Origin of the sequence: Marinobacter nitratireducens (assembly GCF_000708045.1) — a bacterium.
Lineage (GTDB): Bacteria > Pseudomonadota > Gammaproteobacteria > Pseudomonadales > Oleiphilaceae > Marinobacter > Marinobacter nitratireducens.
The window spans coordinates 259657-273472 of the sequence record NZ_ANIE01000005.1 but is presented as its reverse complement, the minus strand read 5'-3'; the positions used below and the strand labels follow the sequence as shown (position 1 = coordinate 273472).

Genomic DNA, 13816 nt, shown 5'->3' with positions numbered 1-13816 from the left:
CTGTAACAGAAACAGAAATTGATCAGTGACCGAGCATTCTCGTCAGAGTTTCATCCCGGTCGAGAAAATGATGCTTCAACGCGCCGAGAGCGTGGATGACCGCGAGTATGAGGATACCTAAGGTTGACCAGTAGTGGACTGAGCCGGCCACATCCTCCATACCCTTGATCTGTCCGGTAACTGAAGGCACATCAAACCAACCAAAAACGCTGATGGCTGAACCGTCTGCGGTGGAAATCAGGTAGCCGCTAACCATAGCGATGAACAACAGAACATACAGGACGCCATGGGCAGCGTGGGCCGCAACCGTCTCCCAGCGCTTGTGGGACGGGACCGGTCGGGGCCCTGTGTTAGCGAATTTCCAGACAACCCGGAACAGCATCAGAAAAAACAGCAACACACCAACACTTCGGTGAATGTCCGGGCCCGTCTTGTACCACTCGCTGTAGTAGGTCAGATCGACCATCCAGGCGCCGAGCGCAAACAGTCCGAAGACGACAAACGCGACAAGCCAATGAATCGCTACCATCACCGTTCCGTAGTGCGCGGGAGTGTTCTTGAGTGACATCGTCGGGAAAGACCTCATTCCTTGAATCCAGTGAGCTGTCGAGTTTAAAAACCCCACGGGCCGAAACCAATCGAAATGTTTTGCAGGGCAACATCAGAATAATTGACCAAGTTCCCCGGAATCAGTTCCCAAGCCTTTGGTCGAATACGGGTTTTACGGATTGTTCAAAAATATAGCAGTGACAATAATTAGCCATGACTAATCGCCCCGCTGCGGGGCCTTATCCATAAAAGGAAAAACATCATGGAACTTGAGTTTGACGAGAACGTTGTTGTACCAAGCAACAACTGAGTGCTGCGGCCTTAATTGGCCACGCACTCTATCTGATTGGGCCACAGCCCGCTAAAGATACAAACGGTTTCTCTGTTTTAACATGAAACAGTGGTAATGATTGTCATTTTTTGGCAATCTCCGCACATGCATCGAGCATTTTTACTTCTAAAGTAGTATGTGCCTGGTTGCAGACAGTACGGGCGTCCCTTCTGAGGCGGCTGTTGTTTTCGTTTAACCAATCAGAACCGTTTATGTCCACATCCCTCCCAGAAAAGCTGGCAGCGCCTGAGCTCGATTTGCTGTCGCCCATGCTTAACCAGGATGGGACTTGCTGGACCGCAGACTTCCGCGGTTTAAAGCTGAAAACCGCGTTACAGCCCATATACAGCATCTCTCACAAACGCATTGTCGGTTACGAGGCACTTATCCGGGCATTTGATACGGATAACTCCGCTGTATTACCTCTACACCTGTTTCAGCTTCCTGCATCAGACGCAGAAAACCTTCTACTCGACAGGCTTTGTCGTTATCTCCATATCCAGAACTACAGCGGTATCGAGGACCAACTCAACTGGCTGTTCCTCAATGTCTCCCCTCGCGTTGTTACCAGCGGCAGCCAAGCTGATTCGTTTTTCGGTCAGTTGCTCAAGAGAACGGGCCTTCCGCCTCATCGCATCGTTATGGAGATTGTCGAGCAACCGACCGATGATGCCCAAAGGCTCAAAGAAACCGTCGCCTATTACAAGAAACTGGGATGCCTGACCGCTATCGATGATTTCGGTGCAGGCCACTCCAATTTCGAGCGAATCTGGAACCTGTCGCCAGATATCGTAAAGCTTGATCGGACCCTTCTCACCCGAGCCACCGAAGATCATAAAGCCAGACAAATACTCAACGGCATTGTGTCACTGCTCCATCAATCGGGGTGCCTGGTTCTATTGGAGGGAGTGGAAACCCGAGATCAGGCTCTGATTGCCATTGACGCGGGAGTGGACTTTGTTCAGGGCTTCTATTTTCAGCGGCCAAGCATTGAACTGGAGCAGGTTGCTCAGGCATCCACCAATCTTGATGAGCTTTTGAGAGAATACAAAAACCGACGACGGGTGACCCTGGATCCCACTCAGCAACTGACGAACTTTTTCGGGGACCTGTTCAAACACACGATTGACAGGCTCTGCCAAGATTCGAACATGCACCAGGCCTGTTTCGAATTATTGAATCACCCCGCTGTCTCCCGCTGTTACCTGGTAGACAACAAGGGAATCCAGCTTGAGGATACCGTGATATCAGATAGCCGGGCGCGCGCGCTCGATCCTCGCTTCCGGCCCCTGGAGAGCACCACCAGCGCCGACTGGTTTCGGCAGCAGTACCTTCGGCAAGCCCTCGCTCAGCCAGAGCAGCTACAGGTTACCGCCCCCTATCTGTGTGTGAGCGGAGCCTATATGTGCGTCACCCTCTCACAAGGTTTTTACTATCAGGGCAAGCTTCGGGTTCTGTGCTGCGACATCCTGGCGAATACCGAAAACTGAGCGCTACTAGACACCGATTTCGTAAACCAGCGAAATCACCAGCACCGTCATCAGGCCGATAAACAGATTCATCGGCAGCCCCACCCGCAGGAAATCACTGAACCGATACCCACCGGGCCCGAACACCATCATATTGGTCTGATACCCCAGCGGAGTCGCGAAGCTGGCCGACGCTGCCATCATGACGGCAATCACGAACGGCTCCGGGGACACCCCCATGGTGGCTGTCATCGACAGCACGATAGGAATCACCAGCACGGCCGCCGCATTGTTGGTGATTACCTCAGTGAGGATCGAAACAGCAAAATACACCAGCAAGATCGCCAGCAGCACATGGCCGTGACTCATACCAAGGATACCCTCGGCGACATAGGTGGCGGCCCCGGTTTGCTGCAACGCAGCCCCCAGGGCAAACGACGACGCAATGGTCAGAACCACCGGAATATCGACCGCCTTCTGGGCCTGAATGATCGAGCAGCAACCTAGCAGAATCATCAATGTCGCACCTAAAAGTGCTGCGTTGAGCATGGAAAGCACCCCACAAGCAGCAAGCCCGACCAGCACTACGAGCACACCCCAGGAAAGCCAGGCGCGGTCATGCCTGGGTGTCTCGGTGTCGAGATCATTGATCAACAGGAAGTCTTTGTTATAGCGCTGGCGGCTGACAAACGCGGGGCGCGCCTCCAGGAGCAGCACATCGCCCGGCTTCAGACGAATATTGCCCAGGTTTCCGGACACCCGCTCCCCACCTCGAGCGACCGCAAGGACAACCGCCCCATACCGATCCCGGAAGCGGGCATCCCGGATAGTCAGACCCAGCACATCAGACTGTGGCGAAAGAGCCGCCTCAACCAATCGCCTCTCTGCTCTGTCTTTGCTCAGACTGGGCTCGTCCTCATGAACCGATGGCACGATGCCATTGATGCGCAACAGATCAGAGATCGCCTGGGTATCACCGGCAAAGACCAGCCTATCCCCACCCCGCAGGCGCTCCTCGGAAGGCACGGCAGTAACCACACTGCCATCGCGCTCGATCTCCACCAGATAAAGACGTTCAAGTTCCCTGAGCCCGGCCTCACCGACACTTTTCCCGACCAACGGGCCATCAAAGGAAACCGCCACTTCCAGAGTGAACTCCCTCATGGAACCGAATTTCTGCTGATCTTTCCGATCTGGCAGCACCCTGGGTAACACCAGCAGCATTACCGCAACACCAATAACAGCAACAGGCAGGCCCACGGAGGTAATGGAAAAGATGGAAAATCCCTCGGACCCGGTCAGTTGCTGATACTGACCATTTACGACGAGGTTGGTGCTTGTCCCAATGAGGGTAAGTGTGCCACCCAGGATCGCTGAGTAGCTCAGGGGAATCATGAGCTTTGAGGGCGACACCCCGATTTTCCGGGACCAGGCGTGCACGGCCGGAATCATGGTCGCCACGACGGGCGTGTTATTCAAAAATCCACTGAGAAAGGACACCGGAAGTGCAATGCGGGCCTGGGCACTGCGAACGGTTTTTGGCGAACGCAAAAGATAATGAACTAGCAGATCAACACCACCGGAATGATGGATGCCGGCTGCCACCACGAACAGAGCGACCACCGTAATCAGCCCGCTGTTACTGAAACCGGATAAGGCCTGGTCAGGTGAAACCACACCGCTGACGCTCAGCACGACCAACACACCCATCATCACCATGTGGGGCGCGAACCGTCCGGAACTCATCAGAATAAGTGCGGTGCCGGCCAATCCCAGCGAAAACCAGCCTTGCCAGTCCATTTACGGTATTCTCCGCGAGTAAAACCGGCAGCATAACGAGTTTTCGGAATACAGAAAAAGAATAAAGAGTGATTTTTAAATCACTGTAGAGCATATAGAAGATTCAAGGCCGGCCCCGGCCGGCTCCGCGGTCAAACCGCAATATCCGCCATGTTTCCATAGGTTTCCAGCCACGCACGTCGATCCGACGCACGCTTCTTACCCAGAAGCATGTCCATGCGCTCATCAGTCTGGTCGCCTTCCTCAAGTGTCAGCATCACCAAACGACGGGTATCGGGAGCCATGGTGGTTTCCCGCAGTTGCAGCGGGTTCATCTCACCGAGGCCCTTGAAGCGGGTAACGGCAATCTTGCCGCGACGATTCTCGGCCGCCAGGCGATCAATAATGCCCTGCTTCTCATGTTCATCCAGCGCGTAAAAGGTCTCCTTGCCCAGATCCACGCGGTAGAGCGGAGGCATCGCCACAAAGACATGCCCTGCCGCTACCAGCGGGCGGAAGTGCTTGACGAACAAGGCACATAGAAGCGTTGCGATATGAAGGCCGTCAGAGTCGGCATCGGCGAGGATGCAGACCTTGTTGTAACGCAGGCCGTCCAGGTCATCTGAGCCCGGATCCACACCGATGGCGACGGCGATATCATGGACTTCCTGAGAAGCCAGGATCTCTCCGGAGTCCACTTCCCAGGTATTGAGGATCTTGCCCCGCAGCGGCATCACAGCCTGGAATTCCCGGTCACGAGCCTGCTTGGCGGAACCGCCAGCGGAGTCACCCTCTACCAGAAATAGCTCCGAGCGGGCGGTATCACCACCGGAACAGTCGGCCAGCTTGCCCGGCAGGGCCGGACCTGACGTCACCTTCTTGCGCGCCACTTTCTTGCTCGCACGCAAGCGACGCTGGGCATTGGAAATAAACAGTTCGGCAAGAGCCTCAGCAACATCCGTATGCTGGTTCAGCCACAGGCTGAAGGCATCCTTGACCACGCCGGAAACAAAAGCCGCCGCTTCCCTCGAAGACAACCGCTCCTTGGTCTGCCCGGAGAACTGAGGCTCCTGCATCTTGAACGACAGCACATACGCGGCCCTTTCCCAGATATCTTCCGGTGACAGCTTTACGCCCCGAGGCAACAGGTTTCGGAATTCACAGAACTCCCGCATGGCTTCCAGCAGCCCGGTTCGCAAACCATTAACGTGGGTTCCGCCCTGCGCCGTTGGAATGAGGTTTACATAGCTCTCCATGACCGCCTCACCGCCCTCCGGCAACCACTGTATCGCCCAGTCCACGGCCTCCTTGTTTCCGGAGAAAGATCCGGTAAACGGATCAAACGGCACGGCTTCAATGTCCGTCAGAGCCGTTCGCAGGTAATCACGCAGGCCATCTTCGTAGTACCACTCGTCCTTTTCACCGGTCTTTTCCTGGACAAAGGTGACTGTCAGGCCGGGACACAAAACCGCCTTCGCCCTCAGGTTGTGACGCAGGCGGCTGACCGAAAAGTTGGGGCTGTCGAAATAGCTGGGATCCGGAGAGAACTTGAGCCGGGTTCCGGTGTTACGCTTCCCGACGGTATCGATGACTTCCAGTTCACTCGCCTTCTCGCCGTCGGCAAAGGTGATCCGGTGGAGCTGACCATCCCGCTTGATGGTGACTTCCAGATGCGTGGACAGGGCGTTTACAACGGAAACCCCCACCCCGTGCAAGCCACCTGAGAAGTTGTAGTTACCCTGAGAGAACTTGCCACCCGCATGCAGACGGGTCAGGATCAGTTCGACCCCGGGCACGCCCTCTTCCTTGTGAATGTCCACCGGCATACCACGACCATCGTCCTCAACGCTGAGCGAACCGTCGCTGTAGAGCACAACATCAATCCGGCGCGCGTGGCCCGCCAGAGCCTCATCCACACTGTTATCGATCACTTCCTGAGCCAGGTGGTTCGGCCGACTGGTGTCGGTGTACATTCCCGGACGTTTCCTGACCGGATCAAGGCCGCTCAGAACTTCAATGGCATCGGCGTTGTATTGTTGCTGGCTCATAGACTGGAAGTGACTCCGAATTTGGAATAATAAGCTGAGCCATAGCTTAGGGAATCGGCGGCAAAGATCAACGGTTGTTTTCCCGGTGAGTGATTCGAATATCGTTCCAGCCTTCGGCTGTGACGGCAATTGCGGCACACGGTGTTGTCAAAGCCTGTGTCACCATAGAGCCTGGCTCTGGCGATCGCTCCGACACCGTGAGCACCAACTCCTCATCCAGGATGGCCGATTCCTCAAGAGTGATGGCGTAACCACCCGTAGGCTTCTGCCCCTGCGCTACGAGAACCAGGGTTTCCTGGCGGAAGTCGATCTGGCGGAACGGTGCCAGCGAAAGATTCCGTCCGGGCAAGGACGAAAGCCGAGCCAGTTCCGCTTCATTTCGGATGAGCAGATGGCCGGGGGCAACCAGCCCGCAATGGGCGGACTGGGCAATTTGTCGCGCTAGCGGGGCGCCAGATGCGGTTTCGGTTTTCGCCGTGGCCGCACAGCCGCCTAGCAGCGCACCACCAAAAAAAACGGCCAGTAATGCTGCTTTTGGATGAGTCATCATGGAGTCGCTATCGCCTTACGGGATTCCTGGTCAGCACTCATCAGGCGGTAACCAGTAAAGTCCGGTCGCGGCAACTGATCGGGGGAACTGGCCGAAATGGTGGGGCGGGTGTAGCTGGTTGTCATGTTGATCCCGGTCAGGGGTTCACCACGGGTTATGGTGATCTCCTGTCGTAAGCCTGCAACCGGGTATTCCGCGCAGGCCTCGCCCGCGTGGCAGATCAGGCCATCGTTATCGAGATCCGTGCCCGCCACCAGAATATAGTTTCCCGGTGAAACCTCGTTGAGCTGTCGGGGTTCCTCACCATCATCGGGCACAAAGGCAAAGGAATACCGCCCATTGCTCGCGGTGGCACTGGTTTGCGCCACCGCTTCGTAGAACCCGCCAACGGGTTCAGGATTCACCAACAATACGAAATGCCGGCCGGCATTCCGGGCCTGTTGATCACTCACAGTCTGCCCTACTACGGGAATGTCCAGGGTGCGGGCCTCGTCCGTCGTGTAGCTTACGGTGACCGTTTCCCGCTCTGAGATCCCGCTATCGAGCGCGTCAGGATCCAGCGTCATCGTCAACTCAAAGCTGCTAACCGTCGCGCTGGCATCCGGGATACCACTGACAGACAACCAGTCAGCCTGTTCGGAGATCGAATCGATTGTTGCCGTTCCACTGCTGGAACTCAGCATCGAAACCGTCACTGTCTGCTGGAGCGTCCCCTCGGAGGAAAGGCTGACAATGGCCGGAGAGGCAACCAGCAGAGCCGGAATAGATCCGTCAGACGCGGCCATAACCGCCTTGCCAGCGTCGATCAAGCCCCAGCCAAGGCTATCAGTTTTCACACACCCTGACTCGCCGCACTCCGTCAACTGCCCGCTTCTGAGAAAACCATCGATGGCACCGTAATCCAGCGCTGGATTCACACTTTTCATCAGCGCTATAACACCCGATACATGGGGCGCCGCCATGGAGGTTCCCTGCAGACCGATATAGGACTCTTTCAGAGATCCGTCGATAAAGCTGGCGCTGGTACTGCTGACCAGGTCGCCACGACCGTCGGCGTTGCCGTCACGACTGGCGTCGCCGCCTGGTGCCGCCAGGTCGATCCAACTGCCAAAGTTCGAATAGGACGCCAGACGCCCGGCGCCATCGACGGCGCTCACTGAAAAGACATTATCAAATGCCGCAGGGTAGGACTTTTCACTGGTGGCCGAGTTGCCGGCAGCTGCAACAAATATGACGCCTTTGCCAGTGGCGGTGTTAATTGCCGACTGCATAGAGCTGATTTCAGGCAGGCCACCCAGACTCAGGTTCACGATATCCGCACGACGCTCCCCGCCTGATGGCCCGGCTACCCACTGCAAGGCTTCCAGTAGATCAACAGAGGAACCCGTTCCCCCTTCGCCCAGCACTCGGACCGGTAACAACGTTGACTCATAGGCAACACCAGCGCCTCCAGAGCCGTTGACGGCAGCTGCCACAGTCCCCGCCACATGGGTACCGTGATAGACACTGCTTCCGAGTTCATCCCCCGGATCCTGGGGAATGCTGTCATCGTCAACGAAATCCAGGCCACCTGGCAGCGGGGATGGTAAGTTGCCCACAATCTCGGAGTGCCAGCCGCTGCCGCTGGCAAACAGACCGGTATCCATCACTGCCACTCGTTGACCGATCCCGCCATCACCGACGACCTGCCAGGCCGTTGGTGCATTGATGAGGCTGTAATGCCACTGCTGCCCCAGGGTCGGGTCGTTATACAGCGGCTCACTGACCGGCGACAGGGCCTTCATTTCGTAATTGGGAGTCACCGACACGACGCCAGGCGACGATCTCAGTTGCTCAATCCATTGAAGCGTCGCATTTTCGCTCGCGTGTTCCCGGGCGAAAGACCGATTCATGCGAAGGTGCCACAGCCCCGGTGCCAGTTCTCGCCTGGAGTCAGCGACAGACAAGCCGTCCAATGCCGCTGCCGAGGCACCCGGGCCCGTATCGGCCAGGGCAACAATAGCCTCCCCTTCTCGAAACGGATAGTCGGGCCATGAAAACGACAAACCGCTGGTGGTTCCTGATGCCGAAGTCGACATAACATACAGCATCGGTGTATCACCGATCGCCGACACCTTGATCTGATAGGTGCCATCAGCCGAGGTATCGGGCACCGCCACACGGATCTGGCCCGTGGTTGCCGTGGTATCACTCGCCAGCACGGTACTCCCGTCCAGCAATGCAAGCTCCAACTGGGAGCTTCCCGCACGGGTCCCGAAGGCCTGAAGGTAAACTGTCTGCCCGCTCTGCAGGCTCATTGAGAACTCATCGAACGGATCAGCGAAGTACTCGGTCGCGGGCAGTCCGGAAAGAGCTGGATAATTCCCCCCTGCCTGGCTGACGTAGCCCGCGAGCAAGAATTCTGGCGGCAAGCGTTGCGGGGAATCCAGCGGCGTATCATTCAGCCAGAGAACATCCGCGCTGTCCGAATCGACGCGGGTTCCGGCCTCAATATCAATAGTTCCGGCAAGCGCGATGTTTTCGGGGGTCGAACTCCCCCCGGACCCACCACCGCCACACGCTGCGACAATGCCGGCAAGCGCCATCACAACGGTCGATTTTGCCTGCCCTACTGCCTTGCCTTTGAACCGCATACTCTGAGCTCCAGTGATCGACACCCCAAGGATACAACATTCGACGTGACTCGTTTTTTACCGACTGTTAACCCGTGCACATCGTCTGGAGACAGATACGAAAAACCGCCTGAAGGGATTACCTGCAGGCGGCTCGTCGTGTTCATACCACTCTAGAGGGCGTAGAACAGCATTGGTATGAAGGCCACCAACAGAAGCGTTGGCCCCATCACCGCCAGCGGCAGCAACAGGCGCTCGTATTTGTGCCAGAAAGAACCGGTTCGCTCGGCCGCCAGCACCTCGGTTTCGCCCACCACCTGGCGCGTAAGCAGGTGGTTCAACGCAACCGGCGGGCTCAGGTACCCAAGCTCGAACGCTACCAGACACACCAGCCAGAAGTGCAGCGGGTCAATGCCCAGCTGAATAGCGGGTTGGGCAATGGTGGCCGACACCAGAATAACGGCACCAAACGGGTCCATGACCATACCGATAAAGGTCAGCATGACAACGATCACCATCATCGCAATCCACGGGCTGGTCAGGTGCTCAGGGAACAGCGCGTGGACGATGTCGGAACGCTCCAGAATACCGCCCAGGCAGATCGAGAAACCGATCAGCGCCAGCAGAGCGCCAATGTGTACAGCCGAATCGCTGGCTGCTGAAGCACTGCGAGACCAGAACGCCTGCAAACGCGATTCACCGTCTTCGCGGCTGTCTTTGCCGGCATCCAGGTAGACCAGGGCCAGCATCACCAGCGGAAGAATCAGAGGCGCGCTGTATTCATTGAACTTGAGTCCCAGAATAATCCAGATCGCCAGGATCACAACCGCTCCGACAATCACATAGGGAGCCAGGGGCTTCAGCCGGGACAGAGACTCCCGGAAAGCACCCGGAGCGGGACGCGGTTTCCAGTTACCTTCCGTCTTACAGACAATCACGGAGAACAACGTCGCTGACATAATGAAAATCCAGAAGCCCCAACCATACATCTCGGTGGTTGTGACCTCTTTGTTTAGCGCCGCCACGACCACGATCAGAAGGCAGGGGTTAAGGACCACACCCAGACTGCCGGACATGGCGGTTGTTGCCAATGAAAGCTGCCTTCCAGCACCTGCCCTGCGCAGCTCGTCATAAACGACGCCGCCCACGGCAAGAATGAAAATCCCCGAAGCACCAGTGAATGCGGTTGGGAACGCGGTTGCAAAGATAATCACCGACGCGAGCATCGGGGCAGGCAGATTGAAAGGCTTGATCACCCCAAGCAGCAGTTCCGGCAGGCGTGTCTGCTTGAGTACCATACCGACCAGAACGTAAAGGCCGATATTGATAAACATGGAGGACAGGTTCGACATCATGCCAAAGTAGATCGCCAGCCCCGAGGCGTAACCATCCACCAGGAAGAAGTAACTCATGGCAATCAGGCCCATGGCGCAGTAGAGCGGGACCACCAGGCCGGATGACAACGCCAGCTTGCCGGCTTTGACACGAGACGGCACGTTAACGAACCGAATCGCGTTGATCACCATAAACAGTCCAAACACCGCCGCCCAGCCATACTGGAGGCTCATCGTGGTCTCGGCACCGGGCGATGTGGCCAGCTTACCAAGGTACGAATACAGCGAAGCGACCATCAAACCATTGACCACGAACTGGGTCCCCTGACTCAGGCGCCATTCCGCACGATTGCGGGGCAACCTGAGCGAAATGTGGTCGGCATCCAGCGCAGCAATCGCCGCAGCCATGGCGAACATTGCCATGAACAGGAATTTGGTCAGGTCTATGTTATCAAGCAGGAATTTTGCGAGCCCCTGCTCGACGCTTTTAAACACCCCCAATGCCGGTGTCGCATTCGCCATGTTCTGCTCGTAGAGCGCGTACTCTTGCTCGCACAGAGCCATGTTTCTCTCAAGAGAGGTTCGGATGGCGTCAGGATTGGGCGGCGAGCTGAACAGATCATCCGGATCCGGTTTGTAGGCATCAATCCGTTTCTGGATTTCAGCATCCACATCCATTTCCAGCTGACACGTTGGCTCCGTCGCATCGGGATTGAGCAGGTAGTAGTTGGGCCAGGTCTGCTCACCAACCCACAAGAGACGTGAGTGAAGAGAGTTCCCCATACCTAACAACAGGGTAAACATCAGGAGCAGGAGCAGAACTGCCCCGTGCATCTTGTGCACGGGGTAGAGGGTTTTTGCTCCTGTCGCCGCCATAGCGCGCCAGTTCATGATTGATCAGCCTCGTATTATTCCCGGTTGCCTGCAGTACATTCAGACGCAGTAGGGTTGCTGGCACAACGGATTTTGGCCAGCAGGCTCAACATTTTCGGGTCGTAGACATCTGGAGCGCCGTTCTTGCCGTCACGCATTTCCAGACGGTTCTGACGGAACATTTCCTGGTAACCCTCGATGTCCTTTTCCGAAATCTTGATCCACTTCTCGTCCGGAATAGCAGCTTCCTGGCTCTCAATCAGGCTCATGGTTTGCGGGTACATGCCCCAGGCAACCTCACGGGCTTTCTGAGCCGTCGCATCATCAAACACATCGTCCTTTGCAATAACCTGGATCGTCAGCTGGGCAAGTGGATAATCCACAACGCCGCCCTTGTCGCCCAGCCCTTTGTAAAGTTCCAGCGCCTCGTAGGCGAAAGCCGGCGCGTAGGCAGTATCGACTGAGCCGTTATTGAACTTGCCCGCGAAATTGGTAATGTCCGACGGCACAACGGTCGCCTTCACGTAGTTCACCATGTGAATGGCGTCTTTCTGATAGTCCAGAGTGGCCATTCGCTTACCGGCCAGCTCGCCTGCAGTGTCGATGCTGCGATCGTTCACAAAGAGATAGCCCGCACCCACGGGGAAAATACCGAGGACCTCATAACCGTTATTCTTCATCAAAGGCGCAGCTTTAGGCTGTGACAGCGTTGCCAGCAGCGTTTTCAGGTCATCGTAGGTCGGCAACGCACCAACGGCGCTGATACTGCCGGTGAAGCGGTTGAACGGACGCGTTCTCAGATCGGTAGCAACCACCACATCACACTGGCCGGCGTTGAAGTCACCCACTGCAACGCCTTCATCGGTATAAGGCTTCAGATCAAGGTCCATACCGTGAGCCTTGAGCTCAAGCGCATAGTCCTTGGCAACGTTGAACAGGTCCCCGTTGGCACCAATAACGTCAAAGACACAGGTTGGAACAGATTGCGCGGATGCCATCGGCGCAACGGCAGCGAGAGTGAGAGCAGCAAGGGATTTGCGGATCATAGCGACCTCCGGGTCATTATTGTGATTTTAGATTCAGTCACGTGGTGACCTGCTCAAAGCAGGTCGTCCAGGCTCATGGTTTCGACGCTTTCGGTGTCACGCTCCGGCGACATTTTTCCGAAGAAGCTCTGTGGTGTCCGATAGCCGTAATTGGCAATCCAGTGTTTGTCAGACGAGAACTGGATAACATCGTGGGCGACCATGTCTACCAGACGATACTCTTCCCAGACATCAATGGTTGCATTCGACTCTGCAAACCGGGCGATGACTTTCTCAAGCACATCCGGGCGCCCAAAGGTTTCCGCAGCCACGGCTTCCAGAGCCATTGATGCCCGTATCCCCTTCTCTATACCCATCTCCGAGCTGTTTTCCAGCACCATCCATGGGTCCGGCGAAAGTGCCGGGCGGGTGTCAGGCAACAGCAGCCAAACCAACGCGCGAATCGCATTTGGAAGACCACCCCACTTCTCGTTATCCACGCACTGAGCCGCACGCTCCGCCTGCGGTGCAATGTTTCTGGGAACACCTGCCATGGCGCCGGAGTTGGCATCGTTTACAATCGCCTGCATTCCAGTGAGCAGTCCAAGCAGGAACGTGAGTTCATCCTGATCGTCGAACAGGAAGGGGCACTCCATAGGTTCCATGGCAGGATCAAATTCGTATGCGGTCATCGCGCGCTGGAAGGATGCGTAGCGGCGTTGGGCGGTTTGAGCGTTCAGCCGCTTGGCGCGCTCCCGGGCGTCCTTGGCGGCAGGTACATTGCCCTGATAATCGGCACTGAGATACTCAAGCTCGGCTTCCCAGGCCCGGTATTCCATACAGTTACCCGCAAGAAGCATGAGCAGGGAGCCCGTGGTATCCGGCGCATCCGTTACCCGTGAAAACGAGTACAGCAGCGGGTCAATGCCCTCGCCCAGCGCACACGCCATTTTCGCATCTGACATCTGCAGCACGTAGGGGGTTGCCTCGCCTTCGGAATAGTTTGAAAGCACGACACCGGTTGTCGTGTAGATCGGGTTTGCCTGACAGCCTGCAAGCAAGGCAATCACAGCAAGAGAGATGATTCGAGGAATGGTGCTTAACTTGCGCACCAGTGTGTTCATCAGTGAGGAAGTCATAGTTCGCCCTGTTGTGCATTGTTTTTATGTATCTGGGATACCGTCTTTGGCGCCCTTGTCGATGGAGAACACGTATCAGACCCAAAAAGGTTTCCCCGCCCGGTGTT

General features: G+C 56.4%; 9 protein-coding genes. 1 reads left to right on the top strand and 8 read right to left on the bottom strand.

The annotated features are described in order from the left end of the window. Nucleotides 1–22: 22 nt before the first annotated feature. Nucleotides 23–568 carry a cytochrome b gene (locus D777_RS08350; RefSeq protein ID WP_036130523.1) on the bottom strand — a complete coding sequence of 182 codons (546 nt, stop codon included), beginning with the start codon at nt 566–568 and terminating at the stop codon, nt 23–25. Between the two features lie 524 nt (nt 569–1092). On the opposite strand from D777_RS08350, the gene D777_RS08345 reads away from it, so the two are divergent. Continuing rightward, entirely contained in the window at nt 1093–2370 is a 1278-nt protein-coding gene (locus tag D777_RS08345; RefSeq protein ID WP_036130520.1) for an EAL domain-containing protein, read from the top strand. A gap of 6 nt (nt 2371–2376) precedes the next feature. Here D777_RS08345 and D777_RS08340 read toward each other — a convergent pair whose 3' ends face one another. The 7 genes from D777_RS08340 to D777_RS08310 form a co-directional block, all read right to left on the bottom strand. Further along, on the bottom strand, nt 2377–4149 hold the full coding sequence (locus D777_RS08340; protein WP_036130518.1) for an SLC13 family permease: 1773 nt from the start codon (nt 4147–4149) through the stop codon (nt 2377–2379). Between the two features lie 131 nt (nt 4150–4280). Further along, entirely contained in the window at nt 4281–6176 is a 1896-nt protein-coding gene (parE, locus tag D777_RS08335) for a DNA topoisomerase IV subunit B (protein ID WP_036130515.1), read from the bottom strand. A gap of 67 nt (nt 6177–6243) precedes the next feature. Then, a complete protein-coding gene (locus tag D777_RS08330) occupies nt 6244–6726 on the bottom strand; it encodes a protease complex subunit PrcB family protein (protein WP_081849506.1) in 483 nt (160 codons plus the stop codon). Next, on the bottom strand, nt 6723–9359 hold the full coding sequence (locus tag D777_RS08325; RefSeq protein WP_051669020.1) for a S8 family serine peptidase: 2637 nt from the start codon (nt 9357–9359) through the stop codon (nt 6723–6725). The genes D777_RS08330 and D777_RS08325 overlap by 4 nt, the downstream gene beginning before the upstream one ends. Nucleotides 9360–9511: 152 nt before the next feature. Beyond that, nucleotides 9512–11563 (bottom strand): TRAP transporter large permease subunit, encoded by a 2052-nt coding sequence (locus D777_RS08320; protein WP_036130512.1) that lies wholly within the window; start codon nt 11561–11563, stop codon nt 9512–9514. A 17-nt stretch (nt 11564–11580) separates the two neighbouring features. Further along, entirely contained in the window at nt 11581–12591 is a 1011-nt protein-coding gene (locus D777_RS08315; protein ID WP_036130510.1) for a putative solute-binding protein, read from the bottom strand. 53 nt (nt 12592–12644) lie between these two features. After that, nucleotides 12645–13709, bottom strand: a complete 1065-nt coding sequence (locus tag D777_RS08310; RefSeq protein WP_051669019.1) for a hypothetical protein — start codon at nt 13707–13709, stop codon at nt 12645–12647. Nucleotides 13710–13816: the final 107 nt, after the last annotated feature.